The 25,700-nt window shown below is 42.9% G+C and carries 28 protein-coding genes; 14 read left to right on the forward strand and 14 right to left on the reverse strand.

Features of this window, described 5'->3' with window-relative positions; translation table 11 throughout:
• Window positions 1-105: 105 nt before the first annotated feature.
• Window positions 106-1,023, reverse strand: a complete 918-nt coding sequence (locus LFX17_RS18195; RefSeq protein WP_238747925.1) for an NAD(P)/FAD-dependent oxidoreductase — start codon at window positions 1,021-1,023, stop codon at window positions 106-108.
• Between the two features lie 169 nt (window positions 1,024-1,192).
• Between LFX17_RS18195 and LFX17_RS18200 the strand changes: the two genes are divergently transcribed.
• The gene (locus LFX17_RS18200) at window positions 1,193-2,110 is read left to right on the forward strand and encodes a LysR family transcriptional regulator (RefSeq protein ID WP_238747927.1); all 918 of its coding nucleotides are present in this window, start codon (window positions 1,193-1,195) and stop codon (window positions 2,108-2,110) included.
• 86 nt (window positions 2,111-2,196) lie between these two features.
• Here LFX17_RS18200 and LFX17_RS18205 read toward each other — a convergent pair whose 3' ends face one another.
• Window positions 2,197-2,811, reverse strand: a complete 615-nt coding sequence (locus tag LFX17_RS18205) for a heme-binding beta-barrel domain-containing protein (RefSeq protein WP_238747929.1) — start codon at window positions 2,809-2,811, stop codon at window positions 2,197-2,199.
• Window positions 2,812-3,283: 472 nt separating this feature from the next.
• Between LFX17_RS18205 and LFX17_RS20890 the strand changes: the two genes are divergently transcribed.
• Window positions 3,284-4,129 carry a 7TM diverse intracellular signaling domain-containing protein gene (locus LFX17_RS20890; protein ID WP_406600716.1) on the forward strand — a complete coding sequence of 282 codons (846 nt, stop codon included), beginning with the start codon at window positions 3,284-3,286 and terminating at the stop codon, window positions 4,127-4,129.
• Window positions 4,130-4,256: 127 nt separating this feature from the next.
• Here LFX17_RS20890 and LFX17_RS18215 read toward each other — a convergent pair whose 3' ends face one another.
• From LFX17_RS18215 to LFX17_RS18225, 3 genes are all read right to left on the reverse strand, one after another.
• A complete protein-coding gene (locus tag LFX17_RS18215) occupies window positions 4,257-4,559 on the reverse strand; it encodes a hypothetical protein (protein WP_238732040.1) in 303 nt (100 codons plus the stop codon).
• Between the two features lie 330 nt (window positions 4,560-4,889).
• Complete coding sequence (locus LFX17_RS18220; RefSeq protein WP_238732041.1) at window positions 4,890-5,210, reverse strand: phasin-related domain-containing protein; 321 nt, start codon at window positions 5,208-5,210, stop codon at window positions 4,890-4,892.
• Between the two features lie 246 nt (window positions 5,211-5,456).
• Window positions 5,457-6,113 (reverse strand): TetR/AcrR family transcriptional regulator, encoded by a 657-nt coding sequence (locus tag LFX17_RS18225; RefSeq protein WP_238747931.1) that lies wholly within the window; start codon window positions 6,111-6,113, stop codon window positions 5,457-5,459.
• A gap of 86 nt (window positions 6,114-6,199) precedes the next feature.
• Between LFX17_RS18225 and LFX17_RS18230 the strand changes: the two genes are divergently transcribed.
• Complete coding sequence (locus LFX17_RS18230) at window positions 6,200-7,783, forward strand: phytoene desaturase family protein (protein WP_238747933.1); 1,584 nt, start codon at window positions 6,200-6,202, stop codon at window positions 7,781-7,783.
• A gap of 144 nt (window positions 7,784-7,927) precedes the next feature.
• Here the strand turns inward: LFX17_RS18230 and LFX17_RS18235 are convergent, their stop codons facing one another.
• The 4 genes from LFX17_RS18235 to LFX17_RS18250 are packed head-to-tail and all read right to left on the reverse strand — an operon-like array spanning window position 7,928 to window position 9,879.
• Window positions 7,928-8,656: a hypothetical protein gene (locus tag LFX17_RS18235; protein ID WP_238747935.1), complete on the reverse strand. Its 729-nt coding sequence runs from the start codon at window positions 8,654-8,656 to the stop codon at window positions 7,928-7,930.
• Window positions 8,657-8,667: 11 nt separating this feature from the next.
• On the reverse strand, window positions 8,668-9,084 hold the full coding sequence (locus tag LFX17_RS18240; protein WP_319937455.1) for a GFA family protein: 417 nt from the start codon (window positions 9,082-9,084) through the stop codon (window positions 8,668-8,670).
• On the reverse strand, window positions 9,081-9,563 hold the full coding sequence (locus LFX17_RS18245; RefSeq protein WP_238732046.1) for an SRPBCC family protein: 483 nt from the start codon (window positions 9,561-9,563) through the stop codon (window positions 9,081-9,083). The genes LFX17_RS18240 and LFX17_RS18245 overlap by 4 nt, the downstream gene beginning before the upstream one ends.
• Window positions 9,556-9,879 (reverse strand): ArsR/SmtB family transcription factor, encoded by a 324-nt coding sequence (locus LFX17_RS18250; protein WP_238732047.1) that lies wholly within the window; start codon window positions 9,877-9,879, stop codon window positions 9,556-9,558. Before LFX17_RS18250 ends, LFX17_RS18245 begins: the two co-directional genes overlap by 8 nt.
• 215 nt (window positions 9,880-10,094) lie before the next feature.
• Between LFX17_RS18250 and LFX17_RS18255 the strand changes: the two genes are divergently transcribed.
• A complete protein-coding gene (locus LFX17_RS18255) occupies window positions 10,095-10,460 on the forward strand; it encodes a DUF2200 domain-containing protein (RefSeq protein ID WP_238747937.1) in 366 nt (121 codons plus the stop codon).
• Window positions 10,461-10,525: 65 nt separating this feature from the next.
• On the opposite strand, the gene LFX17_RS18260 is transcribed toward LFX17_RS18255, so the two are convergent.
• The 3 genes from LFX17_RS18260 to LFX17_RS18270 all read right to left on the reverse strand — a co-directional run bounded on the left by LFX17_RS18260 (window position 10,526) and on the right by LFX17_RS18270 (window position 12,260).
• Window positions 10,526-11,038, reverse strand: a complete 513-nt coding sequence (locus tag LFX17_RS18260; RefSeq protein WP_238732049.1) for an SRPBCC domain-containing protein — start codon at window positions 11,036-11,038, stop codon at window positions 10,526-10,528.
• Between the two features lie 2 nt (window positions 11,039-11,040).
• Window positions 11,041-11,379, reverse strand: coding sequence for an ArsR/SmtB family transcription factor (locus LFX17_RS18265; protein WP_238748753.1), 339 nt, complete (start codon window positions 11,377-11,379; stop codon window positions 11,041-11,043).
• Window positions 11,380-11,702: 323 nt separating this feature from the next.
• Window positions 11,703-12,260 carry a dihydrofolate reductase family protein gene (locus LFX17_RS18270; protein ID WP_238747939.1) on the reverse strand — a complete coding sequence of 186 codons (558 nt, stop codon included), beginning with the start codon at window positions 12,258-12,260 and terminating at the stop codon, window positions 11,703-11,705.
• A gap of 901 nt (window positions 12,261-13,161) precedes the next feature.
• Here LFX17_RS18270 and LFX17_RS18275 point away from each other — a divergent pair.
• The 6 genes from LFX17_RS18275 (at window position 13,162) to LFX17_RS18300 (ending at window position 20,755) form a co-directional block, all read left to right on the forward strand.
• On the forward strand, window positions 13,162-14,103 hold the full coding sequence (locus LFX17_RS18275) for an AraC family transcriptional regulator (RefSeq protein WP_238747941.1): 942 nt from the start codon (window positions 13,162-13,164) through the stop codon (window positions 14,101-14,103).
• A gap of 181 nt (window positions 14,104-14,284) precedes the next feature.
• The gene (locus LFX17_RS18280) at window positions 14,285-15,445 is read left to right on the forward strand and encodes a helix-turn-helix domain-containing protein (RefSeq protein ID WP_238747943.1); all 1,161 of its coding nucleotides are present in this window, start codon (window positions 14,285-14,287) and stop codon (window positions 15,443-15,445) included.
• Window positions 15,446-15,553: 108 nt separating this feature from the next.
• A complete protein-coding gene (locus LFX17_RS18285) occupies window positions 15,554-17,788 on the forward strand; it encodes an Lcl domain-containing protein (protein WP_238747945.1) in 2,235 nt (744 codons plus the stop codon).
• A gap of 41 nt (window positions 17,789-17,829) precedes the next feature.
• On the forward strand, window positions 17,830-18,405 hold the full coding sequence (locus LFX17_RS18290; protein ID WP_238747948.1) for an Lcl C-terminal domain-containing protein: 576 nt from the start codon (window positions 17,830-17,832) through the stop codon (window positions 18,403-18,405).
• A 569-nt stretch (window positions 18,406-18,974) separates the two neighbouring features.
• Window positions 18,975-19,829: a hypothetical protein gene (locus LFX17_RS18295; protein WP_238732056.1), complete on the forward strand. Its 855-nt coding sequence runs from the start codon at window positions 18,975-18,977 to the stop codon at window positions 19,827-19,829.
• Between the two features lie 554 nt (window positions 19,830-20,383).
• Window positions 20,384-20,755: a sterol desaturase family protein gene (locus LFX17_RS18300; RefSeq protein ID WP_238747951.1), complete on the forward strand. Its 372-nt coding sequence runs from the start codon at window positions 20,384-20,386 to the stop codon at window positions 20,753-20,755.
• Window positions 20,756-20,921: 166 nt separating this feature from the next.
• On the opposite strand, the gene LFX17_RS18305 is transcribed toward LFX17_RS18300, so the two are convergent.
• Window positions 20,922-21,491: a class I SAM-dependent methyltransferase gene (locus LFX17_RS18305; RefSeq protein ID WP_238732058.1), complete on the reverse strand. Its 570-nt coding sequence runs from the start codon at window positions 21,489-21,491 to the stop codon at window positions 20,922-20,924.
• 73 nt (window positions 21,492-21,564) lie between these two features.
• Here LFX17_RS18305 and LFX17_RS18310 point away from each other — a divergent pair, with 73 nt between their 5' ends.
• The 4 genes from LFX17_RS18310 to LFX17_RS18325 all read left to right on the forward strand — a co-directional run bounded on the left by LFX17_RS18310 (window position 21,565) and on the right by LFX17_RS18325 (window position 25,009).
• Window positions 21,565-22,245, forward strand: a complete 681-nt coding sequence (locus LFX17_RS18310; protein ID WP_238747955.1) for a metalloregulator ArsR/SmtB family transcription factor — start codon at window positions 21,565-21,567, stop codon at window positions 22,243-22,245.
• Between the two features lies 1 nt (window position 22,246).
• Window positions 22,247-23,377, forward strand: a complete 1,131-nt coding sequence (locus LFX17_RS18315; RefSeq protein WP_238732060.1) for an NAD(P)/FAD-dependent oxidoreductase — start codon at window positions 22,247-22,249, stop codon at window positions 23,375-23,377.
• A gap of 24 nt (window positions 23,378-23,401) precedes the next feature.
• Entirely contained in the window at window positions 23,402-23,722 is a 321-nt protein-coding gene (locus LFX17_RS18320) for a DsrE family protein (protein ID WP_238747957.1), read from the forward strand.
• A 69-nt stretch (window positions 23,723-23,791) separates the two neighbouring features.
• Entirely contained in the window at window positions 23,792-25,009 is a 1,218-nt protein-coding gene (locus LFX17_RS18325) for a transposase (RefSeq protein ID WP_455429377.1), read from the forward strand.
• Here LFX17_RS18325 and LFX17_RS18330 read toward each other — a convergent pair.
• Entirely contained in the window at window positions 24,974-25,672 is a 699-nt protein-coding gene (locus LFX17_RS18330) for a class I SAM-dependent methyltransferase (protein ID WP_238732062.1), read from the reverse strand. The two genes, LFX17_RS18325 and LFX17_RS18330, sit on opposite strands and share 36 nt — an antisense overlap.
• Between the last annotated feature and the right edge of the window lie 28 nt (window positions 25,673-25,700).

Below are 25,700 nucleotides of genomic sequence, written 5' to 3' on the forward strand. Positions count from 1 at the left end.
ATTCCGTAAAGATGAAATCAACGAAATTTACGAAAATGGAAGTTCATCGAAATAGGATCAAAGGTTCTTCGTTTTAAGAAGAGATTTCAACAATTTTAATGTCCTTCAAATCCTCGAAAAAACTTCGCCCAAAAGCTCGGCGACGATACCTGCGCCCGCCATCGAACCGGAAGCGGCGGCCAATAGAACGGAATGACCCATCGTAACATTATCTCCGCAAGCAAAAACCCCGTCCACGGTCGTTGCGCCTCTTTCGTTCACTTTGTAAAAACCGAACTGAGTTTTTTCGCAACCGAGTTCTTCTCCGATTTGCGATTTGAGTTTGAACGGTAAGAGCGGTTGAAAGAAGGCTACTTGCCGTTCCACGACTTGACCGTTTGAGAGTGAAATCCCTTTGAGTTGTTCGCCTTCATGCACGAAACCTACGATCGGATCCTCGATTAGTCGAATACTTCTTCTGTTTAAAACTTCTTTCTGTTCTTCAGTGAACACCGCCTTCCCATTCGTAAGCAAGATCAGATCGGAAGCCAAGTCGTTTATCAAAGATACCATGTGAAACGTCATTTCAGAATTAGAGATCAGACCGATTCGAGAGCCGCGGATTTCGAATCCATGACAATACGGACAATGAAAAATGGATTTCCCCCAAAGCTCTTTAAAACCGGGAACAAGCAAAGGACGGTCCTCCACTCCGTAAGCGAGTACCACTTTCTTAAAAGAAGCCCGCTCTCCCGAAGAAAACTTTGCGGTAAAACCGGAAACGGATTTCTCTACGGACAAAACCGAACCTTCAAAGAAAGAAATCGTCTTATATTTTTCCAAATCCTTTTTCACCAGCCTTCTCCACTCCGCAGGATGAATTCCATCACGCGTAGGAAAATTATTCAGATGAGAGGAAGGGGCGTTTCTGGGACGATTGTCGTCGCACACCAAAGCCGTTCGGCTCATACGACCCAAAGATAGGGCGGCGCTCAGACCCGCAGGTCCGCCGCCGATAATCAACACCTCGGAATCCAACTTCATAAAACTTTTCTCCTTGAAAAGGAACGCTTTTGCGTTCCACTTCGACATTCTAATTAAAAAAATCGAAACGCCGTTGCAGATGTAAAGAATAATGCGGGGAACATTCCATTTTTTTGATATTATTCCGAATTTAGTTGCTTAATTGATACCATAAAGGTATCAATGTTCTATGGACCTGTCAAAACTGAAGTCGTTTATCGTCGTCGCCGAAGAATTGAACTTCCGAAAAAGCGCGGAAATCCTGGGGATGTCGCAACCGCCCCTGACTCGATTGATCTCTTCCTTAGAAGAGGAACTCTCCACGAAGCTGTTCGAACGTACGACACGGCAGGTTCATCTGACCGGCGCGGGAATTTTTCTTTTGAAAGAAGGAAAAGAAATCATTGCACGGGCCGAAAATCTCGAAAGAGAAGTGCGTTCTATCGGCAAACTCAAGGCCGGAAACTTAAACATCGGATTCTCAACAACTTCCTTCTTAGCGAACCTGCCGCAAATCATCGGAGAATTTCAAAATCAGTTTCCGAAACTGAAATTTCAGCTCCATCAAGAAACAAGAATTCGGATTTTAAAAGGGTTACGATCGGGCCAATTCGACGTTTGTTTTATGGAAGGAAGCGGCTTCGAGGAAGGATTGGAAAGTCATTCCGTTCACGACGAAGGACTCGGAGTCTTGGTGCCGAAAAAACACTCCCTCGCAAAACGAAAAGAAATCGAACTTCGAGAATTGAAAGACGAAACGATCATTTTACATCCGAAAAAAGAGGCAGGAAAATTCTACGATACAATCTCTCAGCTTTTCAAACAAAGCGGTATCAAACCGAGGATCTATGTAAAAAACGATCGAGAAAGTTGTCCCATCCTAGTGGCGACAGGCAAAGGAGTTTCACTTACCGTATTAGGAGCTCAGAATATCGCGCCTTCGGAAACTCAATTCGTTCCGATCAAAAGATTATATCTGCCGGTTTCCGTCTTTTGGTCCCCGGAAAACAAAAACCCTTTGCTGAAAACTTTTTTAAGTTTTGTGGTCGAAAGCGATTCCTTTAAGAATAAAAAAGCGGAATGCCTGATGGACGTAATGAGATTGTAGATACGGATTCAAACGAGAAATTCTTTGCTCCGTAGAATATTCGGAATCCTATAAAACCGCGCAAGATCGAAAGCCGTATCTACCGCTCAGCGGCCATCAACAACGCGCATCAGCGAATTCTCATCCGTGTGAGAAAAGATTTTGTCATAGATTTGAATCTTTAATTCTTGAGAATAAAAAAGATGATCGCCTCGAATGATAAGAATATTCTTAAATTCTAAAGCTTTTGCGTTGGATGTCATAAACGGCGGCTGGATAATTCCCCAATCCGCGCTCCCCTCTTTTGCCTTGACTTCCAGATGAATCGGATCGCCCGCCTCGACGTAACTTCCACCCGCAACGACACACGTTCCTCTCGGAATCACAAAGGAATGAAACACGATCCCCGTTTTCGCTTCCCACATCCAATATCCCGTTTGGTCATGAATCACCTGTTTGGTCGACTTATCGGTCACCAACTGTCTGTAAAACAGACCCGCTAAAATCTGAGATTGCGCGTTCGTCGTAATGCCGATCGGTTCGTAAGAAACCGTTTCGTAGTATTGTATGACCCCTTTTCCGATCTTTTGCGGCGAAATATCAAGTCCCTTATCCCCTTCCCATCGTCCGATCAAACGGGCCAATGGACCGTAAATTCCGTTATCATTAGAGTTTTCTTCTTCGCTTGATTCGTTCCTACTTTGATCCACAAATGCTTCCATGACAAGGCGCTCCGTATTGCACTATATTCTACTTTACTAAATTACTTCCGAAAGAATTCCGTTAAGACCGAAGCGCCGTTTCCGTATTTAACTATCTATCGAGCTGATTTAGCGCTGCGAAACTGTCTCTTGTAAGCTTAGACGATTTCCGCAAGAGCCGCCGTCGGTTTTTCGAATAAAATCGACATGGTCTTTAGATCGGGGCGGGTTTCGGGGAAAAAACCTTGTTGTAGCGGTAGGTTTTGTCGAATGTAATCTGACCAATTTTTATAGGAGCATTTTTTATTACCCTGAAACCGCTTCTAATCGAAACGATAACTCTTCAAGGATCGATTCTCTGTTAAATGAAAAAATCGATCTTCATTCTCCATTAGAATTTTAAAAAATCGCTTCATATTTTCCTTATTATGGGAATAATTAAAACGATTGCAGAGTCTTAAATGAAATATTCGCCGAACAAAAAACGATGCTTATGAACCCGTGGAAGGTTATTCTGCTACATTTCGTAATACCTCTTTGCCTCATTGCATGCAATGGCACAGGAAGCAAAACATATGTTGCGGAAAAGGGAATCATCGATTTATCGGATTGGGACCCGACTTCGGGTGCAATCAATCTCAATGGGGATTGGGAATTTTGTTGGGATCGTTTCGTATCGCCGAACGCCGAAGAAAAAGAATGGAAGGAGAATTGCAGCGGATATTTTCCTGTTCCTTCCTATTGGAAATTTTATGAGATAGCCGGAAAAAATCTGCCCCCGGACGGCAAAGCCACTTACCGATTGAAGATTAAACTACCGATCCATTACAACGGCTCCTATGGTCTACGCTGGACGGAGATTTTGTCCGCCTTTAAGATGTATATGAAATCGGATATCGTGGCTCAAGTCGGACAGGTCGGAAGTAGTTATGAAACGATGACCCCTCAATTGAAACCGGATCGAGCCTTTTTAGGGAATCTTGAAAAGGAAGTTACGATCGTTCTTTGGGTCTCGAATTTTAATCACGAAAATCACGGCATCTGGCAACCGATATATTTCGGCGAGTGGGAAGAGATTCGAAATTCTAACCGAATGTATGCGATGCTCGAAACAGCCGGCTTCGCATCCATCTGTCTCATGGGGCTATATCATATTATTCTATTCTTTTTCAGACGAGGTTCCAAAGAGTATCTGTATTTTGGATTATTCTGCATTCTTATGGGAATACGTCAGCTTCACAACGAGAATCACACTTTCTACCCAAACCTTATTATCAAACGGACATTGAACAAATCATCTACGATTGGCTCGTCAAGACGAAGTAGAATCAGATTCTGAAATATTCCATACGATATCCGCGGATTACGCATTGAATCAGCAAAACGTATCTTAAAGGAAAACTGATACGTCGATGAATCGAAGACTCGACTTTTTCGACGTTGGCCCCAAACGAACAACGCCGTTCTTATTTAAGTCGAAATTGTTTAAGCTCTAATCTGTTTTTGACCGTTGCATTCGGGTCATCAATCTCAACGACTTCTCCTCTGGATACCATCGGCGCAATCGCTTGAATGACTTTACCGCGATTCATGAATGAATCTTTAAGACCGATCCGTTTGACAAGCTCGGGTAAGGTCAAAACTCCTCCCGCGTCTTGAAGTTCTTTAAGAATACTCGGTTCTAATTTTTTTCCGCGACGCGCGACGATACCCAGCGCCAAAGCGACGCCGATTCCGGCAACAATACTCGTTATGATCGTGTCATCCATTGTAGATCCCTTTTGGCGATACAAAATACAGACTCTCTCCAATGTGTCAAGACTAATATTAGAGATTCAGAATATTCTAAGTTGTATACAATAACAAGAATGAACCTTTTAAATAAAGGAACAAAGGCGTATTTATTTGGAATATAACTCTCTCCGTTCGTATCCGGGAAATTTTTATACTTCTACCCCGCTACATCCGCAAACTTTGAAAGACAAAAGAAATCACAAACGCAGGAATTCGAAGTTCAGTTTCAAGATTCGATACCAAACGTAAGAGCGCCGTGATTTCCAAAGTTCGTCATTGGGAATAGAGACATTCGTCCAATTCGTTTAAGCTGCCGTTTTCTTGATCGGTGGTTGAGGACTTTTTTTCGGTTTTGAAGAAGTAAATTGATCCACCACTTCCGAGAATTTGTTGCGAACGTCCTCGTATCCCTTTTCTGCCTGGTTCGCTAATCCCGAATATCTTTTGAATATCGTATCTACGAACTCACGCAATCTCATTACGGATTCGGAGTTATCGGCGGCGCCTTTTGCTACCAAATTCTGGAAGTTCTTATTTAAGGTCTGTTTCAGATTTTCAATTTGTTCCCTTCCGATTTGTAGAACACCAAATCCTGCGTTTAATCCGTCTCTGATTTGTTGATCCATTATTTTCTCCTTTGAAAAAGTTGATTCGAATTTATACCGAAAGAGCGAGTTCGTCCAATACTTTAAAAATTATTCTCCGAACGTCGAAACTCGAGATTGAATCGAACGGACTATGTCCCGTAAATGAAGAACCGCCAAATCGATGTTACTTGGTTTACGTCTTTACCGTTATAATCGATTTTCAAAAGCGAAAACTCTCCGCATAAAGTCCTACGAATCGTCTAAAACGATGCAAAAGAATTCGTTTCATAAAAATGAATGCGAACGTTTTGTCGAAGTTTCATCCGATTTCATTCCGGTATAAAGATAATGAATCAATTCCTTCGTGATTCTTCTTGCTTCTTTCAGATCTACGGACCGAAACATAACTTGTTTTCCCGCTAAGAGGACAGCAATGCCGTGCACCATGGTCCAAGCGGAAGTCGCCGAACTTACGGCATCCTCGGTTCGAATGACTCCCGCCCGCTGACAATCGCGGATGATTTCGACGATGATTTGAAAGGATTCATCTTCCGTTCTAACCAAGGATTTGTATTTAGAATGGCTCTCGATCTGATTTCCGTACATGATACGGAAAAGATCCGGAAATTCCAGAGCGAATTCCACGTAACAAACACCCGATTCGCGAAATAGCAGAAGAGGTTTTTTCCTATATTTGATCTGCAATTTTCTTTGACGCTCGGCGAGCAACCGAAAGCCCTCTTCCGCTATGTCCGCATATAAGGATTCTAAATCCTCATAGTGTCGATAAGGCGCGGATTGACTGACTCCCGCGTAGGCGGCGGCTTTTCTAAGACTCAACGCCTTATAACCTTCTTCTTTCAGAATGCGGAGTGAAGCCTCTAATAAGGCTTTTTTTAAGTCGCCGTGATGATACGAAATTTTATCGGAGGAGTTTTTCATGTTGACGATTATTACATCTATCGCTATTATCGGATATACAAATGTGATAACTGTTCACATTAAATCGATCCGGGAGGATTTTGTCAATGAATATCGATCAAATAGGAAACGAGTTCGATATAATATTTATAGGTTCCGGAATGGGAAGTCTTTGCGCGGCCAGCCTTCTGGCTCAATCTTACGGTAAAAAGATTCTTATACTGGAAAAACACTTTCAACCCGGAGGTTTTACGCACGAGTTCCAAAGGAAACAAGTCAAGTATCATTGGGATGTAGGAATCCATTACGTTGGAGACATGCAGGACGACGGCCTTTGCAGAAAAATCTCGGATAAGATTACCCGAAAAAAAGTCCAATGGAAGAGAATGCCGGAACCGTTTGAAAAGTTGATCTTCCCTACGGTGTCTTTCGACATCTATGGCGATCCGGAGAAATTCAAATCGGACCTAGTAAATAAATTTCCAGAAGAAGCGGCAGCCGTCGATCGATATTTCAAAGATATCAAGAAGACTTCGAATCTGTTCGGGAAATCGATCATGATGCGACTTGCTCCTCCCCCTTTGGATTCCGTGGCCGGACTTTTGGGAGAATCGAAAATCTTCACTCTCAAAGATTACTTGGATGTGAACTTTAAAAGCCAGGAACTCAAAGGAATTCTCGCAGCCCAATGGGGGGATTACGGATTGCCTCCGTCGAAAGTCGCTTTTGCAATGCACGCAACTCTTGTACAACATTACCTTTACGGCGGCTATTACCCGATCGGCGGCGCCGGAAAAATTTTCGACGCGGTAGAACCGATTCTGGAGGAATTCGGAGGCGCGGTTCTTTCATCCGTTGAAGTTAAAGAAATTCTAATCAAAGAAGGAAAGACCGTCGGAGTCAGGGCCAAGGCTCTTCGAGGAGAGGAATCGGAAAAGGATTTCTTCGCACCGATCGTCGTTTCCTGTGCGGGCGCTTATCCGACTTATACGAAGTTGATTCCGGAGAATTATCCGATTCCGTTTCGAAAAGGTCTAAAAGAATTTTATAATAAAGAAAAGATGACTACGAGCGTCTGTCTTTATCTCGGCTTGTCGGAAAGTCCGGCAAAGTTCGGTTTTAAGGGAGAGAATTATTGGATCTTTTCCTCAAGCGATCACGACCAAAACTTTTCGGAAAGAAACGATTGGATCGGTGCGGATGGAGAAATTCCCAATCTTTACCTTTCGTTTCCAAGTTTGAAAAACCCGGAGGCGAAAAGTCATACGATGGATGTGATCACGTTCACGGATTACGAACATTTTTCTCCCTGGAAATCGGAGCCTTGGAAACGAAGAGGAGAGGAATACAAACTACTCAAAGAGAAAATCACGGAAAGAATTCTGACAACCTTGGAAGCTCGTTTTCCGGGAATCACAAAAATCGTGGAATACGCGGAACTTTCGACTCCGATCACCAACGAACATTTCACTTCGCATCCGGACGGAGCGATCTACGGCTTGGCCTGCGTTCCCGAAAGATACAAAAAGGAAGAATGCCCTTGGTTCAACGTTCGAACTCCGATAGAAGGTTTGTATCTTACAGGCGCCGACGCGGCTTCTCCCGGAGTTGCGGGAGCGATGATGGGAGGTCTTGCTTCCGCACTTGCGATTACCGGAAGCGCCGAACTTCTGAAAGAGTTACGCAACTAAACAAGTTCTTCCGCGTTCGATCCTTTGGAAAGAATCGGACGCGAAAGATGTCGAGTTTTCGAACGGAAAACATGTCGACTATTTTCGAATATTTTACGGATGATATATTCATAATTTTTAATTTACCAATTTGCGAAGGAGCCTTCAATATCGGACACAGCCCTCCGGACTGCAGCGAAAGGAAACATCCTTAGAATCGCGATTTATTTCGAATTCAATCTCATAATCGTAGAATTTCGCCTTATCTTCGTGAAATTCCAAACGCAGTTTGTATTTTCCGGGTAAAAAGTAAAACCCGATCTCATCGAAACGGGAAGGTTGCACGTGATAGGAATAAAAAAGAGTTCGTTTTTCGGAGCCGATATTCAAGGACAAAGGTTCCTGAAAATCTTTCCACGTCAGCGAAAAGCGGATCTTCGGCGAACCGTCCACGGATAAACGTTTTGTTTTTTTAATCTCGTCGAGAACATTCTTCCAATTCGATTTCCAATACGATCGGATCAGAGTCATTCCCGCATCCGATTTGTTATACGTTTCCCGGTCGATTCCCACTTGTACACTTTCTCCGCCACGATCATAGATCGTTTCCTTTCTTGTTTCGATTCGATCAAAACGATTTTTCACTAACGTTTCGTATAAATTCCGAAACAATACGGGATCGGTCTTAAAACAAAGAATCTCCTCTTTTCGATCCCTTCTTTCCTTAACGTAAGAAAGATCTTTCGAAAAATAAAATTCGGTATTGTCCGGCCGCATTCCTCCGCCGCGATGAAATTCCAAATAAAACTCGGCAGGCATTTCTTTCGGCAGAGCGCTCAAACAAAATACGAAGAACATTTGAATCGAGATCAAGAGCAGACAATTTCTTAACATGCGACGATCCTTTATGCCGGGGGCATTTTTTCGAATTTCGGAATAGACGGATCCATTTGATCCCAAGCGTGACCGCGCACTGTGTAGGTCACCGCTTGCGGTTTGTATCGATGAGGTTCGTCCAAACTCGCGGCGTGCACCGTAAAAAGTTCAGGCATTGCAGCGAAGGTCATGTACACGGGCGAGCCGCATTTTGGACAGAACGCGGAAGTCTTAATGCCGCCGCTATCTCCGACCCTATCAAAATGGGTCGCTTTGCCGTTCAGGTTTACGGCCGTTCGAGTTGGAAACGTCAGATAAGATCCATGACCGGTACCGCTCATCCGTTGACAATCCCGGCATTGACAATCGTTCATAAATATGGGTTCATCGGAAATGGTGTAACGGATTGCACCGCATGCACATCCGCCCGCGTAAGACGCATTCATGAAAGATCCGCACTCGAAGTCGACTTCGGTTTAGCAAAGACATCGATACCCTGCCCCGTTTCCAGCAATGACTTCAGACTGGAAAGCACAATCGGCCAACCTTGTTGGATTCCCTTTGCCATTCCGCTTCCCGCTTCTAGTTCGTCATGAGTGACCGTTAGGCGCACCATATCCTCGTATTCCTCGACATTGAAAGTCACTCGACTATAACTTTCCGGATCTGCCGCTTGGGAAGGGCTCGCCCAAGTGATTACGAGGCGACTCGGCGGCATAACCTCGACCACCTTTCCGACGATGTTCACCGTTCGTTGTTCGTTCGCACGCACATGTTCCCATGTGGATTCAGGTTTCCAGTCGGAGATATTCTCGTGACCCCAATAGAGCCTCGCGACCTCGGGCTTTGTGATCGCCTCGAAGACTTTCTCCGGTGTCGAGCGGATATAGGTCACGTAAACAAAACTCGTTTTCTCTTTACTCATGGTTCTCTCCTTCAAGTTCCTTCTTCAGATCATGCAACAGACTCAGTCGCCGATGTTCAAATTTCCTCACCCACCGCTCGTATATCTCGTGCAGAGGGACCGGATTGATGAAATGCAGCTTCTCGCGACCCCGCCAAACTATGCTGATCAGGTTGGCTGTTTCAAGGAGCCCGATATGCTGCGTTGCCGATTGTCGTGTCATATCCAAGTGCTCGCAAAGCTGACTTAGGGTCTGGCCGTTCTTCTCATAAAGAAGGTCCAATAACTTTCTGCGTGTCGGGTCTCCTAACGCTTTGAAAACAAGATCGGCGTCCATTCGTTGTGCTTGTTAGAAAACAATATGCAGTTAAATACCTGCATGTCAAGTAAAATATTCGAAAAATACCCGACCAATCGATTGATAAAGGAACGGCACTCAGAACAATGAGAAAGAAAATTGAAAACAAATGACCTATTCCTTCTTCTTCACGCAACTCTCCAAAAGCCTTATCACCGCGACTGCAGAAGAACTTAAATAAGGGGCTGAATCGAATGGAAAAACACAGAATCTTTACTATGCCTTTCGCAAGCGTCTACCCTATGTATATTCAAAAAGCGGAACGAAAAGGACGAACCAAAGAGGAAGTTGATACGATTATTTTTTGGCTCACGGGATACGATTCGAAAGGTTTTCAAAAACAACTTAAGAATGAAGTCAGTTTCGAAGAATTCTTCGATCAAGCTCCTCATATCAACGATCACGTTTCTCTCATCAAAGGAGTCGTTTGCGGTCTTCGTGTAGAAGAAATCGAAGATAAACTGATGCAGAAAATCCGTTATCTGGATAAGTTAGTGGATGAATTGGCTAAAGGAAAGGCGATGGAAAAAATTCTACGAGATCCGAATCAAAAGCGATAGCGGTTATAGACTACTCCGTGCCGTTCGGTGATACTTTTATACGGCACGGATAACCTACTGCAGATTTATCCTGCAAGCTCCGTCAATAATCGATCGAGCGATTCGCAAAGCGGTATCCAACCTTCGGCCGCACCAAGTTCCATCTCACGCACTTCGGCGGAAGCGTATTTCCATACGTGCGTCAAAAGCGTGAGATCTCCTTCGGTCGTAAAGGTACGCGACTCCACGGTAGCATCCGGATTTTCCGGACCATCCGGATTAAACGAGGACATGTCCGTAGCATAATTTTCATCGTTCGCCACTTTCTCTGGCGCGATCACTTCTAAAAATTTTCCATAAATACCCATTTTGGTTCCTTTGGAATCCGCAAAGACATACAGATATTTACCGCCGACCCGAAGATCGTTTTCTATAGTCTCAATCGTCCAACCTTCGGGACCGGTCAGCCAACGACGCATCAGTTCGGGTTTGGTAAAACAATCGAATACCAATTTTCGCGGTGCGGCGAAATAGCGCGTGAGTACGACTTCGGTTTCTCCCCGCAATTCTATCTTGACTTCTTTTTGATCCGTTTTCATTTTCATTGATCTCCTTTTGATTGCATCGTCTGCAATTCTTCGAGTAACCCATCGAGCACCTGATAACGTCCCTCCCACATCCGGCGATACTTTTCGATCCAATCCGTGGCTTTCTTGAGCGGCGCGGTTTCAAGTCGTCGCGGTCGCTCCTGTGCGCGGATCGTGGTCGAGATTAGGCCCGCTTCCTGCAAAACTTTGAGATGCCGTGAAATGGCTGGCTGGCTCATTTTGAAGGGTTTTGCGAGTTCCATGACCGTTAATTCGCCTTTTGCAAGGCGCATCAGTATCGCACGGCGAGTAGAATCAGCGAGTGCGGCAAAAGTAGAATCGAGAGTTTGCATAGCTAAATTGTTATATAAATAACCTGCTATATAATAAAATAATGTCAATCCTTTTGCGGTTTCTTTTTGCAAAAAGAAGGTAAACTATAAAGAATTAGTCGGGATTTTGATTCGCACTTGCGCACGAAGCTGTTCGTATCGTTTTCGAAACACTTCGTTCGGAATCCGTTCTTCTCCTTTTCTTCTTAGGTCGGCCAGAAGCCCATTGACAAAATACATTTCGATTTTGCCTTTGTTTTTGGCCGGTACGGCGCAACGATCAAAATTAGAATCTTTTTACAGGATAAAAAAACGTCACGAGTCCGATCGAAACCCGATTTGTTTCACATTTGCTTTCTGTAATGAAGAGCCACGGCGCCGGATTGAAACGTTTCCGAACCCAGAAATTCAAGCCTCAAAACCTCCGGAAGATGCACGGCGTTAAACAAGCGCGGTCCCTTTCCGGCAACAACCGGATGAACCACAAAACGATACTCATCGATCAAACGATGTTCCGTAAGCTGGGAGGCTATGCTTAAACTGCCGACGGCAATGTCTTTTCCGGATTGTCGCTTTAACGCAAGCGCTTCTTCCGCAAGATTTGTGCGAACGATTCTCGTGTTTGTCCCGGGCGCTTCGGTCAATGTGGTTGAGAATACAACTTTTTCGAGCGAATCAAAAACTCGCGCAAAATCGTTGGTTGCTTGCGATTCAGATTGGCTCTTGGCGATGTCGGGCCAATAAGGAACCATAAGCTGATACGTGATTCGGCCATAGAGGATGAGGCTCGTAGTGCGCAAAAAATCCGCAAAATATTCATGCAACCTTTCGTCGGCGATCATACCCGTATGGCTGCAATTTCCGTCGGTCGTCATATTGATTGCAAAAATAATTTTTCTCATAGGCAGTTTATATTTCGTTCGTTGAAAAGTTCAAGCATCAATTGATCGGACTTTACTTTCCGGGGCACTGAGTCAGAAGAAGACGTTGAGAAATCGCGGCGTTTGATTCGACATGGCGAAGATTTAAGAAAAGAAAATTAAAAGAACCGTTTTAAAATCACTTACTCATCGCAAGAATTCAATTGCATTCAGTCGTAATCGCCGGATCCAAAGGGAACGAATTTTTTTCGATCTCCTTCTTCGGTTATATGCCGACTTGATTCCAATCGTGGCAATCTATCTTTACAATTCGTTCACGGTAAAGAAGCGATAGAAATATCGTAAATGCGAGTATATGCTCATGTGCTTATAGATCGACACAAGTACTCATCCGGAATGTATCCGCAAAACGATAACCATGTGCTTTGCAAGTTTCGCGTTTTAAAATATAACTTTCCGATCGCCATAAGATAACTCCTTCTATACGGTTTTGCCACATTTTAAATGAATTTCACCCTCCTCCATTTTTAGTTAGATATAAAACGAATTGAGCGCGAATAATTTCGTAAAATCACTATCGAGTTTATAAACTCGATAGTGCGCAATCCGAGATTCAACTAAAATCGAACCAATCGAAAAACGATCCAAGAGGTTATATATGTCGTTCGATATTTATTTTGCGAGTGCGATCCAGTATATTGTATTGGGTTCAATTTATTATTATAAAAGAAAGAGGCCTTTCCACAAGAAACAAGCCTTGATCCTTATTTTTATCGGTTTCAATCTGCTTATTTTTTCGAATCAGTCTCAAATGACGGAGAAGATTCTACAATCTATAGGGAACTTTCTTTACTCCTTCTTCACCATAGCCGGAAGCATTATCATCTATACCGTCTGCAAAGAATCGTTCGAATTCACCGAGATGAAAAGAAACGATTCTCCTCTCAAGACCGAATTAAAAAGGGAACTACTTCTTATCGGGACCATATCTTTGATTTTTAGCGCGACGATCATCTATTTTTGGCATAATTCCGAAACTAAAACCCTGCCGAATCTCTTTGCTACAGTCAGCGGCGTTTCAATCACGATTCTAACGTTCTATTGTCTTTACGTTCAGTTTTTCGTTAAGAGTTATTACGTAAAGAAAGGGCTTAAACTGATCTATTTTCTCATCGCCCTTATGCTGGTAGAAAAACTAAACCAAATTCTCCCTCTATCTTATTCGGACTCTGCAATGAAAATCAGCTGTATTGTCTATACGATCTCGCCTATTTTCCTGTTCAGCAATCTGATTACATTCCCTTCCCCCAAAAAAGAAAATGTGAATCGAGGAACAGCAAGTTCGTCTTCCAATTCCTACCAAAAAAGAACGACCAGCGATTATCTCATAACGAGTTTGGACAATGAAAGAATTATGGAAAAACTGTACGACTTATTCGTAAAAGAAAAGATTTTTTTGGACGAGGATATAAGGCTTCCTTCCGTTGCTACGGAAATGGGCCTCTCCGTTCATCAACTTTCCGCGTTCATCAATCGTTATCTTCGAACCAATTTCAACACTTTCGTAAACTATTACCGCATCAAAGCGGCAATGTCGCTGCTGAAAGAAGAACCCTCCCGATCCGTAATTTCGATCGGTATGGCGGTCGGATTTAATGCGCTCTCCACGTTTCAAAGATTCTTCGTATATGCCACGAAAATAACTCCGAGTAAATATCGGGAAGAAGCGCTGCAAGGACGCGATGTCGAGTTTAATCCGATATTTCAGCCGATCGAATCCGAAATCCGGAGGTTCGAAGATCAGTATATGAGAAAATCGGACGATTTCACCGTTTCAGAGCGTTATACGAATGCATCCGTTTAAACTTCCCATCTATTTAAAGGAAAGTTGATCGCTGGAATTTCGATGGAAAATTTTTCCGGGATACGGATTTAAAAACGAATTCGAAAAAAAATATTTACTAAAACGAATTCATCGTATAACGTTGCGCGACTATTTTCCAACGGGATCATCGTTCAGGGTAAGCGATCCGAGTTCGGTCATTATGAGTCAAATCGTCGGTTACATTTTTAGTCAGTTTGTAGGTTTCGGCGGCGTTCTTTCTCTGATATTCGGTTTGATCCAAATTCTTAAAGGACGAAGCCGAAAGAACTGGATCGTCTTTGCCATTTTCATCTCCATGAGCTTTTTTCTGATCAAAGGACTCGTATTGCTCAACGGGTTGGGCCTAAACTACTCGCACTTCTTTTCGAGTGAAATATTCTTTATCCTGTTGATCGGTCCTTCCCTTTTTATTTATTTCAATCTACTTCTTTTGGATGAAAAGGTGAATCTGAAAGCGCTCCTTCCGCACTATGTTCCCGCGGTTCTCTTTTTATTCTACTTTTTGATCGATACTTTATTTCTTTTTTACGAAGGTAAGCCATTCTCCGACCTAAATGAAAAATTCGAATCGCGGTACGATCTGGCATACGGATTTTCAACCATAATCACTCTCGCATATATGTTCGTGATTTTGGTCAAATTTCTCCAGCTTTTCCAAGGAAGCTTTTCAGAATATCCCTGGTCCAAACATATCATCGGAATCTTGAGCGTCGGTATAGCCGGAGTCATAGTTAATTTGTGGATCGACTTCCGGTTTTTATTTCCGGGATTCTCTTATTTTCTCGAACTCTATATCTTAGACTTATGTATGCTTACTCTCACCGTTCTTTACGCTTTCGTAATAAGTCAGATCTATCCGATTACGTTTAACATCATATCGGAAACCTTTCAAAAAATGCGGTATCAGAAAACGACGCTGCAAAATATCGACCCGGACGATCTTACCGAAAGATTGGAAAGATTGATGCTGCAAGATAAGATCTATTTAGAGACCGGAGTAACTTTGAATCTTCTCGCCAAAAAACTGAATATAAAGTCGCATCAACTTTCCGAATTTCTCAATAAACATCTCAACAAAAGTTTTTTTACTTATATCAATTCTTTTAGAATTGAAGAGGCGAAAATGCGCCTTATAAACGAAGCCGAAAGTTCGGTGATCAAAATCGCTTATGACAGCGGTTTTAATTCTTTATCCGTTTTTAATACGACATTTAAAAAAGAATTAGGACTTACTCCTTCCCAATTCAAGAAGAAATATTCTAAAAAAACGAACCAATCCTCCGTAAGAAAAAACCTGAAACGAAAAGTCGAACCTCGTTAATTCGCTCGTTGCAAAAAGTATATACGCACGTAGCGTTTTATAGAATTGGGGGACGATTCCCTAAATCGCCGCTATTCTCAGTGCATGCTTAACTCGTTGGAGGACCTCATGAAGTTAAAGGCTGCACATAAGTCTCATATCTTTTTCTGTCTCCGATTCTATTCGTTTCTTTTATTACTTCTGACCGTTGTCTTAAACTGCCTTACGGATGACGGAAAGAGAAACGGTTCTTTTTTCTTCTTCCCGTCTAGCATAGGTCCCGATATCGGAAAGAAGCCTACCATTCCTTCGGTGGGCAAAATCACCTATTCCTCGGCGAATACCATTTATCTCAGCGGACAAAGCGGCGCTATAGAATATTACGATATTCAATGGAGCAGTTCCCTCGATGCTTCCTATCAAATTCGATACGGCGCTACGAATTGCTCGGACGGTAGTTTGTACGATTCAGGTTCGATATCCGCATCCGTTTCGAACACTTCCAGAATTCATGCCGTTGCGGGAGCGGTTCCTCTCATCGTCGGCAGCAATTCGATTCGTATTTGCCTTTTCAATATAAGCGGTACGAATCTTTGGGATTCGTATGCGATCCTGGCTGAAAGAGATGACACGCCTCCTACGGTTAGCTTTTCTCCCTCATCAGGGACGTTCGGAACTGCCGCACCTAGCATTACAATTTCCTGTAGTGATACGGGGAATTCCGGCTGTAACAAAATTGCCTTTCGAACGGACGGAACGGCGGCTTCCATTTCGAACGCGGGAACAGCCGCAACGGGAAGCTCTCTGTTTTCCTCCGCGTTATCGCTACCCAACAATACAACCACAAACTTAAGTGCGATTGCGGTAGACAATGCCGGCAACATCGGATCCGCGAATGCGGCAACGTATGTTGTGGCGGTCGGCAATCCCACAATTACGATCGTTTCGTTAAGTCCAACGATCATCAAGTCATCCGGAAGTTCCAATCTACGTTGGAAATCGGATATTGCCGGTAACTATTCAATCCGAGTGGGCGGAACCGATTGTAGCAACGGAACTTCCCTCAGTACCGGTTCCGCCGCCGCCAATACAAACGTTGATTACACCGTCGCTGGTTCCAGCCTGGTAGCAGGCTCTAACACTCTGCGGGTCTGTCTAACTACCGCCGGCTCCAATCAGGGTTACAGTACAGCGACGATAACGAGAGACGATACCGCCCCTCAGATCGTCGCAACTTCTCCGGTTATCAGTCCGAACGCCGCGGCTTATTCTTTAAACGTTACACAACGAACGTTTAGTCTGACCTTCAACGAAGATATGGATACTTCTTCGATTCCTATTCCGCAACATAGAGATCAAACTCAAGGCGGAGATCCGGAAATCAAATGGCCCGGAGCAATCGGAAGCTGGAGCGCGGATAAAAGAACCTATACTCTGAACGTTCAAAGCAATTTACCCGAGTGGCATAAATTCTATTTTCTCTATGCAAGTTCTTCTTTCAAAGATATTGCAGGAAACATCGTTGCTTCCAGTCCCGTCGTTTCCGTAGTTTCAGGAAACATCAAACTCGATCACGGCACGATTCACGACACTCGATATTTGGCCCCTTCCGATTCCCGGCAAATGGATTGTACGGATACGAACGGAGTCTCGATTTCCTGCAGCGGAAGCGGTCAAGACGGAGAAACGAACGCACTCGCTTCCGGCCTACTCCCTCCCGGAACTCTCGCCGGTTTTCCCTCGGATTACGTGACCGTCGATATTAGAAATTCTAGATATTGGAAATCTTGTCTTGCGGACTATGAATGGAATGGAGTCACCTGCTCCAAAATCTGTGCAGTCGATTTAAAATGGAACGGCTCCGCCTGCGTAGCGGACGTAGGAAATCCGTATAAATCTTTCAATCGATCTGTCGAGGATTGTTCATCTCTCAATACAAGAAATTCAGGAGCGGGATACGCGGGAAGAACCGGTTGGAGAGTTCCCACAATAGCCGAATATTATACGATCTTGGAATACAATGGGAGTTCCGGTAACGAGACGATTCCTGAAACGTATTTCCCCGGGATTTTACGCAGCAATTTCGAACGCTACTGGAGTAGTAGCAATGGAATCACGATCAATAATACAAACCGTTACGGGTACGGCGCAAATCCTCCATCCCCGAATCCATCTCACTCCATCGAACAATTATCCAACGGTCCGATTCCGGCCGCCTACAATTATTCGGACCCTTCGCTTTTGATTAGCTGGGGGGCTTGGTCCGTCACGGTTTTTGAAGGAATTACGCACGTATCCAATAAACTAAAAAATAGCGGATGGTCCGGCAATTTCGATTATACGTCAATGTGCATTTCGGATTAAATTAGGAGTTAAACATGGAAATAATATTTAATAGATTTATAATGTACAAAATAGTCAGAATCCTCATCGTGTTTTTCAGTTTTTCCGCCTCCGTGACTGCTTTGGACGGGCCTTTTACGGATAATTTAAATGGAACGATCACGTCCGGCAGCGGGCTTGTTTGGCAGAAATGCACGCAAGGACAGGGCGTTACGGATTGTAGTATCGGAGCGCCGATCACTTCTAACTGGACTTCCGCTCTCGGCTATTGCAATACTCTTACGTTAGGTGGACGCATATGGAGATTGCCAAACGTTAAAGAGCTTATGAGTTTGGTCGACCACGGCCGATCCGCAAATCCGATCGTCAACACATCCTTTTTTCCGAATACACAAGGAGCTTTCTATTGGACCTCTACATCCGGAATTTCAACGGGAACAAGTCCGAACGTCGCCACAGATTCCGATCCAGCGGTTCACATAGCTACAACGGCATCCAATGACAATACCTATCAAATTCCAAGAAACACCCAGTATCGTAAAATGGCGTACATCGTGGACTTCAGAATGGGTGGAGTTATCGAATTCTTAAAAAGCGATTCGACGACTGCTTACGTCAGATGCGTAAGCGGACCTTAATGAAAGGTGCTATAAACGTAAATCCGAACCGGAACCTTGATTTACGTTTATAGATGTTACTTTCCACTGGATCCAAACCGAATGATTGGGAAGAATTGCGCGGTCGAATTAAAATTCCACGATTGAAAAGATTCATTCATACCGGAGATGGTAGTATTAAAGGCTGATCGATGCAAAATACCGGCAACGAAATATTGGCAATGGAGAGAAGAAGTATCCCGACATTTTATAATGTTTTTAGACTCTGCGTCCTATTCGGATTCTCTGAATTGAACCGTTCATTTATAGGCAACGACTTAGCGCCGACTCAAAAACCCGCAATACATGAGCCGTAATCAAAGTCCATTAAGATTATAAAATAGAAATGTCGCAATCAGATAAGCGTTCACAAATAAAAATAAATTGATATATTAAATATTATTAATATACATATTTCTAATCAATCATAAAGTTAAAGTTAGTTGACAAATCGAATGGGATTCAAGACAACTCATCGAAGGCTATCGAACTCAAGAGACGGAAAGACCCCAAAGAATTCATAGTTTATTTTTTTACGGGAGAAATTGTTGATGCAAAGAAAAATAAAAAAGCCGCTTAAGCTACTGGTATTTGGAATTTTGATAACTTCATTCGGACTATCCGCTGAAAACAAAAGAGGGCCTTTTTTCTTTGAATTTACATACGGGCAAGGATTCAAATATTTGAATGCAACGCCGCGCAAAATGGATGAAGACGGCAATATTATGGATAGAGAAGTTAAATTCGATAACGTTAATATTATCGGACCTTATACAACGGAATTCGGAACGCCAGAAGACAAGATTGCAAGCGTTTATGCTTTTAACAATGCCCCGAAACCTAAAATAAGCGGGCAAAACACTTCTTTCTTATTTGAATATTTAATTAAATCCAAATATGGATTAGGTTTTAGCCTAAATAATGCGGAGTTTCAAGCTTCCAATCTATCTTATCCGAAACTTAGTTATCTTTTAGACCTTGGAATCCTTCGTTCCATTTCGCCTGCGGCGCTATATATACCAATCGATCAACTCGTCAAATCAGAGATAGTCCTCCCCTATTTCACCTATCAAGATAATTCATTCTTACGAATCCGAACCTTCAATTTCCATTTCGCATACCACTTTCTTGAAAATTCCGCCTTCGATCCTTATATTCGCCTCTCGGCTGGTTACGGAAAGGATTCTATTAATAATACGAAAATAATCCAAACAAGTATTATAATCGGTTCTCGATATTTCATTCTCGAAAGAGCTTATTTATTAGGAGAGTTAACAGGTAACAACTACGATGCCTATGCAGAAACAGGCGGTAGCGGCTTTCACAACTTCTTGGATGTAAAGCAAAGACATATTTGGTCATTCCAAGAATACTCAGCAAAATTTGGCATTGGATTCAATCTATAAAAACCAGTTTGATTTAAACTTTGGTTTTCACAATTTCGAATTTAACGGAATATTTTGAAATCCGTTCGCCCATCTCGTAATTGGATATTCTAATGGAAGGGTAAATATTGCATCTTATCGAATATAAACTATACGTTCTCATTCGGCTGCTCTTTGAATCATCGGGAACCGTAATAAGGAGCCGGTCCTGAGTTCCCGAGCAAGCTTTTGTTAAGAGAAGAACTGGAAACAATCAAAGCGTTCTGTATAAGATTAGATATATGTTTAAAATCGTATTATAATAAATATCTAGATTTCAATCCACAGGAAAATTGAATATGACTTATCGAATTCTAAAATACGAAATCACCTATCCATAGATGACAGTCAAAACTCACTTAATAAACTATGAATTTGAACTATATCTTATAAGTTATCGCGATCGCGCAACTCTGCTTTTTGATTTTCAACTTTTTACTCAGAGTTCGATTCTCCGCGAGGAGATTTCTTGGCAGTGATTCTGTACATTCTTAATCTTCTACTTTTACTGGACGTACCGGCTCACGCACACTCGTTTGTTTTTCAAAACCGTTCACAAGGTTCACCACGAATCCATTACGCCTACCCCTTGGGCCGCATATTCATTCAGTCCTTGGGAAGCATTGGTTTATGCGATGATTATGCCGATCGTGGCGTTTTTATTTCCGATCCATCCTTTGGCTCTAATGATCTTTATGACGTTTCAAATCGTGAGAAATGTTTTGGGTCACAGCGGTTACGAAATTTTTCCAAGCTGGATGGGGAGCAATCGGATTCTGAAATACGTGAATACGAACACAAATCACGATATGCACCACGGCACATTCCGTTACAACTTTGGACTCTATACCACCGTATGGAATTATCTCTTTGGACGGCTCATCCGAATACGAAAAAACATTTTTTGAATTAACAACTCGGAAGAACGAAGAAACAAATTCAATATCCAAGAAAGACAAAACAGATTCCGCAACGAAAGAACCGGAAATCATCGCGAGCTAAGATTGAACTTAACTTTTTGAATACGACCGCATTCTATAAAATCTTCTTCTTAAGAATGCGGGTCACAAGGCCTCACTTCTGAGCAAGAAATCCATAGTGATACGGAGGCAAGTCGATCGGATCTGACGATTCGATTTGAAAGCCCGCTTCTTTTGCCCAATCATAGATATTTTCCGGCCTTGGACGAATTTCCATTTTAGGCCCCCGGGGAGTGGAAGAATCGTAATTCCAATGTACAAGTCCTGCTTTTCCTCCGGGTTTTAAAATCCTATATGCTTCCTTTAAAATCGAAATCGGATCATCGTGATGCAATAGATTGAAGATCATGACGTAACCTACCGTATTCTCGTCTAAACCCGTTCCGGATGCGATGATATCCCTTTCAACGGGAAGGATATTTGCGAAATTAAATAAACTCGCCTTTTCGTGAAGATCCCGCACCAATTCATCTTCAATCTCAAAGGCGAAAATTCGATTCTGCGTTTTTCCAGCGAGAGAAAGCGTAAAGGTTCCGTAACCGGAACCGAATTCTACGATTTCCCCTTCCGTTTCGACAACCTTCATCCGATCCAGGATCAAAGGAACGTTAAAAAGTGTATCCCAATAAGCCGCTTCCGGCATTCCGCTGTCTCTGACTTTCATCACTTCATTTCAGTAAAAAGTCTTGACATTGTCAATCAAATATTCAAATATATATTTGAATATTTGAGGGAATATGAAACCAGAAAAAACCGGCCGTGAATTCAAGAACTTCATCTACTCCAATCTGGCAAAGTATGGAAAGGCACTTTCCGATCCGAAACGAATCGAACTGCTGGATCTTTTGATACAAGCGGAAAAAAATGTAGAACTCCTATCCAAAGAAATCGCCATGAGCGTGGCGGCGACCTCGCATCACCTTCAAATCTTAAAGGAAACCAGACTTGTGCGGGATCGAAAAGAAGGCCGGAATATCTATTACCGAATCGAACAAGCGGGGCTTGAAATCTTCAATACGATTTCGTCGGCAGGAGCCGAATTCAACGCGGAAATCAAGATGGAAATGGATTCTTTCTTTGACGGAGAGAGAGAATTAAACGAACTCGATTATAAGGATTTTCTAAAACAAGTTATCTCCAAAGACGTCATTCTCGTCGATGTGCGCCCAGAAAACGAATATAACGCAGGACATGTGCCCGGTTCGCTCTCCATTCCACTTGGCGATCTCAAATCCAAACTCGACCAACTTCCCAAACGCAAAAAGATCATTGCCTATTGCCGAGGAAAATACTGCGTTTTATCGAAAGAAGCCATGGAAATCCTTCGAAAAAAAGGTTTAGATGCATATCGGATCGGAGACGGTCCTATGGAATTTTTGAATCAAGGAATTCGTTTAACAAAACAAGGAGACAACTGATATGAAACGCATAGTAATTGTCGGCGCCGGAGTCGGAGGCATTGTAGCTGCAAGAGAGTTGCGAAAAAAGAACCGCAATGCAGAGATCGTAATGATCGATCGTTCCGACGTGCATACGTTCGCCCCGTCCCTAATTTGGGCCTTAGTCGGGAAACGATCCCCCAAGAACTTTCAAAAAAAGATCCGCCCTAAGGGAGTAAATCTCATTTCCGAATCGGTGCAATCTATCAACTGGGAACGAAAAATCGTAAAAACGGATTCGAAGGAAATTCATTATGATTTTCTGATACTATCACCGGGTTCTGAGTTAAATCCAGATAAAATTCCAGGCTTTCAGGAGAACGCTTTCAACCTTTATTCCTTGGAAGGTGTGATGAAGGCAAAAGAGCAATTGCTTTCTTCTCAATTCAATAAGGTAACAGTGATGATTTCCTCCACTCCGTTTAAATGTCCGGCGGCTCCTTATGAAATAGCACTACTCGTTCAATCCATGCTCCTGAAACAAAAAAGAAAGATCACTGTGGAAATCGTAACGCCCGAAGAAATGCCGATGTCCGCAGGCGGACCGGAAGCAGGTATTCAGCTGGTTGAAATGTTAAAACGAAATGGAATTGAATACCATAATCGTAAAACGGTAGGAAGGATAGATTCGCAAAGTAAAGAACTGATCTTTACCGATGGAGAATCCTTAAAGTTTGAGTTGCTTCTCGGAGTTCCTGCTCACACACCTCCTTCTTTCTTGAAGAACTCGCCGATTGTTTCCGAAACCGGTTGGGTAAAGGTAAATGCAAATACCTTACTAACGTCACTTCCGAACGTTTACGCAATTGGGGACGTTACGTCAATTCCTTTACCATCCGGGAAACCTCTCCCTAAGGCCGGAGTCTTCGCACATGCTCAAGCCGAAGTCGTTGCATCCAGAATTTCTGATGAACTGAATCATCGAACTCCGCAGAGCATTTTTCAAGGTGAAGGAAGTTGTTTTTTGGAAGTGGGAGACGGAAAAGCGGGTTTTGCTCAGGGAAAATTTTATTCCGAGACTGGGCCAGGCGTACAACTCCGCGCACCTTCTTTTCTCTGGCACTGGGGAAAGGTTCTCTTCGAGAAGTGGTGGTTGTGGCATTGGGTTTAAACAAAATATGAAGGAGAATCTTCTATGAAACTCGGCATCGTCATTTATTCCGTGGAACCGGAAACGGTATATAACGCATTTCGAATCGGCAATCACGCGTTGAAAAAGGGAGACTCCGTAAGAATCTTTCTTTTAGGCGCAGGAGTCGAAGTTGTTAAACTGAAGTCCGAAAAATTCAAAATCGAAGAACAGATAGATTCCTTTCGGGTCGGAAACGGAGAAATTTTAGCATGCGGAACCTGTTTAGATCTCAGAGAAACAAATGGCGGAGATTCTTGTCGTTATTCCAACTTAGCAGATCTATACGAAATCATCGAATCCAGCGATAAGATACTTAGCTTTTAATTCGAACCGCTTAGTCAAAGCCGCTTTCTCTGCTTACGGGTATATTCGTCCTGAATATCCTCTCGCTCCATTCCTCACCAAGCTCCCTTTCTTCCAGCATCTTCAGTCCTGCAATCTTTCAAGTCAGGGAGTAGACGAACTCTAAAATCTCTTAAGAATTCCCCTTCCCACTACTCCATCGAACCCGATTCAAGTCCATTCAACATCCCTTTCTATACCAACATCACCAAAAAAGTCCTTAACGAATTCTATCCAAAGCACTGCCCTAACTGCAATGACCAATTCTTAACGAAAGAAATCTCTACAAGACCAGATGTGATTCGATGCGAAGTCTGTAGATATCAATGTTCAAGACTCAGCTATACTCCTTTAAATCACTTTAAGTTACCGCTGTGGATGTTTGGATTCGTATTCTATGAATCATTGATACAGTATCCTAAAGTCCTGACATCAACTGAAATCGCGCGAAAACTCAAAATCAGTTACAAAGCAGCATCATTGTTAAAGAGAAGATTCCAATTACTCTGTTCTGATCTATTACCAATCTACAAAGAACTTACCTTCAAGGCTTTAGAAGAACGGTTCAGAGACTTTAGATTAGATCCGAACTCAGATGCTTCTCTTACTCGTAAAATGGCTCAGAAACCCTATGTATGCGCTGATTCAGCGGTTTTGTACAGTGCGAGTCAAAGAGCGAATAAAGGAAGAGCAAGATACAAGAAGACGGGTTTAACTGCCTCGATTTACCTTTCAGAGAAGTTAGGAGGGAAACAAGTTGGAACGCTATTTCATTCCATTGCGATCAAGAGCGGACCTGCATTCTTCACTTCTATCTCAAATACGAAAGCCGATACCATCGGACCTCTACTTGTAGAACAGCTTCCATACTCTACTCCGCTCTTTACCGATGAAGGTTATCCTTGGCTCTTCGGAGTCTTCAAAAATCACAGGTCAGTGAATCACAACGCTAAGTCGAAAGATGCTCGATACAAGTTAGCGAAGAATCGTTGGTGCAGGGATGGAGTTCACAATCAAGTCGCTGAAGGAAATCATCGATTGGTTAAAGCCGCTTTCTCCGCTTACGGATACATTCGACCTGAATTCAGTCAGTTGTATTTGGATGAGTTCAGTTTCTTGAAGAATGCGAACATTCTTGGCCTGGATTCTCTCGGGAGTAGACGATCGGAAGAAATTCTTAAGAATTCCAATTCCTCTACTCCTGTGAGGAATGGTTCGAAGGGATTCCTGAATTCACTCATCCTTAAACAATTCATCCGTAAATCTTGAATCGCTTACCAATCTGCTTTCCAAAAGATTAAAGCTCACTCTTCGAAAATAGGGATCGATCATTTTCAGATATTGTTTTTTCGTTCTCACGTAGGCGTAAGGATCCTCAAAGTAGATATCCTTCTTCATGCGGATATAATCGTCTTTCGTTGGAACGGAAAAATATAAGTATTTTACGATTTTATGAAGTTTTTCGAAAACGGGTCGCAGATCCCCTTGAATGTATTGAACGACCGAATTACAAATTCCTAAATCAAAAGGAAGATGTACGAAGTATGAAAGATCCAATTCCTGAACGGTCGTGTTCAGTACGGACATATTCCAAGCGCGAATCCATTTTTGAGCGAGCAGTTCGTCGAGCATTTGTTCGGAAGGATCGATGGCTAAGACGCGTCCTGGTTTGAAAATCCTGACCATCTCCTTTAAAAGGATTCCCTTGCCGAAACCGAAATCGGCGATCGAATTCACGTTGATTTCCATCAGATTCAAAATCGATTTCGCATAACGTGCGTGCTCTTTCGCGTTAAAGGTTGCGTCCACGTCCGTTCCGGAACCGTAGATATCCCTCCAATACGCTTTTTCAAAAGGAAGACCGTTTGCGCCTAACGTCAATTCCTCGTCCTCGGAAGAAGTTTCGTTCTTACTCGAACGGGATAAATTCAACTTATCCTTGTAAAAAGCGAAGGAAGAA

Source organism: Leptospira sanjuanensis, from assembly GCF_022267375.1.
In the GTDB taxonomy this organism is placed as follows: Bacteria; Spirochaetota; Leptospiria; order Leptospirales; family Leptospiraceae; genus Leptospira; species Leptospira sanjuanensis.

Bases quoted from the DNA above. Each gene is read 5' to 3' on its own strand.
- LFX17_RS18270 (WP_238747939.1), bottom strand. From the start codon at position 12,260: ATGAGAAAAATTATTTTTGCAATCAATATGACGACCGACGGAAATTGC.
- LFX17_RS18240 (WP_319937455.1), bottom strand. From the start codon at position 9,084: ATGAATGCGTCTTACGCGGGCGGATGTGCATGCGGTGCAATCCGTTAC.
- LFX17_RS20890 (WP_406600716.1), top strand. From the start codon at position 3,284: ATGAACCCGTGGAAGGTTATTCTGCTACATTTCGTAATACCTCTTTGC.
- LFX17_RS18230 (WP_238747933.1), top strand. From the start codon at position 6,200: ATGAATATCGATCAAATAGGAAACGAGTTCGATATAATATTTATAGGT.
- LFX17_RS18315 (WP_238732060.1), top strand. From the start codon at position 22,247: ATGAAACGCATAGTAATTGTCGGCGCCGGAGTCGGAGGCATTGTAGCT.
- LFX17_RS18205 (WP_238747929.1), bottom strand. From the start codon at position 2,811: ATGGAAGCATTTGTGGATCAAAGTAGGAACGAATCAAGCGAAGAAGAA.
- LFX17_RS18260 (WP_238732049.1), bottom strand. From the start codon at position 11,038: ATGAAAACGGATCAAAAAGAAGTCAAGATAGAATTGCGGGGAGAAACC.
- LFX17_RS18235 (WP_238747935.1), bottom strand. From the start codon at position 8,656: ATGTTAAGAAATTGTCTGCTCTTGATCTCGATTCAAATGTTCTTCGTA.
- LFX17_RS18200 (WP_238747927.1), top strand. From the start codon at position 1,193: ATGGACCTGTCAAAACTGAAGTCGTTTATCGTCGTCGCCGAAGAATTG.
- LFX17_RS18215 (WP_238732040.1), bottom strand. From the start codon at position 4,559: ATGGATGACACGATCATAACGAGTATTGTTGCCGGAATCGGCGTCGCT.
- LFX17_RS18250 (WP_238732047.1), bottom strand. From the start codon at position 9,879: ATGGACGCCGATCTTGTTTTCAAAGCGTTAGGAGACCCGACACGCAGA.
- LFX17_RS18290 (WP_238747948.1), top strand. From the start codon at position 17,830: ATGTACAAAATAGTCAGAATCCTCATCGTGTTTTTCAGTTTTTCCGCC.
- LFX17_RS18310 (WP_238747955.1), top strand. From the start codon at position 21,565: ATGAAACCAGAAAAAACCGGCCGTGAATTCAAGAACTTCATCTACTCC.
- LFX17_RS18245 (WP_238732046.1), bottom strand. From the start codon at position 9,563: ATGAGTAAAGAGAAAACGAGTTTTGTTTACGTGACCTATATCCGCTCG.
- LFX17_RS18255 (WP_238747937.1), top strand. From the start codon at position 10,095: ATGGAAAAACACAGAATCTTTACTATGCCTTTCGCAAGCGTCTACCCT.
- LFX17_RS18305 (WP_238732058.1), bottom strand. From the start codon at position 21,491: ATGAAAGTCAGAGACAGCGGAATGCCGGAAGCGGCTTATTGGGATACA.
- LFX17_RS18295 (WP_238732056.1), top strand. From the start codon at position 18,975: ATGCAAAGAAAAATAAAAAAGCCGCTTAAGCTACTGGTATTTGGAATT.
- LFX17_RS18280 (WP_238747943.1), top strand. From the start codon at position 14,285: ATGAGTCAAATCGTCGGTTACATTTTTAGTCAGTTTGTAGGTTTCGGC.
- LFX17_RS18220 (WP_238732041.1), bottom strand. From the start codon at position 5,210: ATGGATCAACAAATCAGAGACGGATTAAACGCAGGATTTGGTGTTCTA.
- LFX17_RS18285 (WP_238747945.1), top strand. From the start codon at position 15,554: ATGAAGTTAAAGGCTGCACATAAGTCTCATATCTTTTTCTGTCTCCGA.
- LFX17_RS18195 (WP_238747925.1), bottom strand. From the start codon at position 1,023: ATGAAGTTGGATTCCGAGGTGTTGATTATCGGCGGCGGACCTGCGGGT.
- LFX17_RS18225 (WP_238747931.1), bottom strand. From the start codon at position 6,113: ATGAAAAACTCCTCCGATAAAATTTCGTATCATCACGGCGACTTAAAA.
- LFX17_RS18275 (WP_238747941.1), top strand. From the start codon at position 13,162: ATGAAAAGAAACGATTCTCCTCTCAAGACCGAATTAAAAAGGGAACTA.
- LFX17_RS18320 (WP_238747957.1), top strand. From the start codon at position 23,402: ATGAAACTCGGCATCGTCATTTATTCCGTGGAACCGGAAACGGTATAT.
- LFX17_RS18265 (WP_238748753.1), bottom strand. From the start codon at position 11,379: ATGCAAACTCTCGATTCTACTTTTGCCGCACTCGCTGATTCTACTCGC.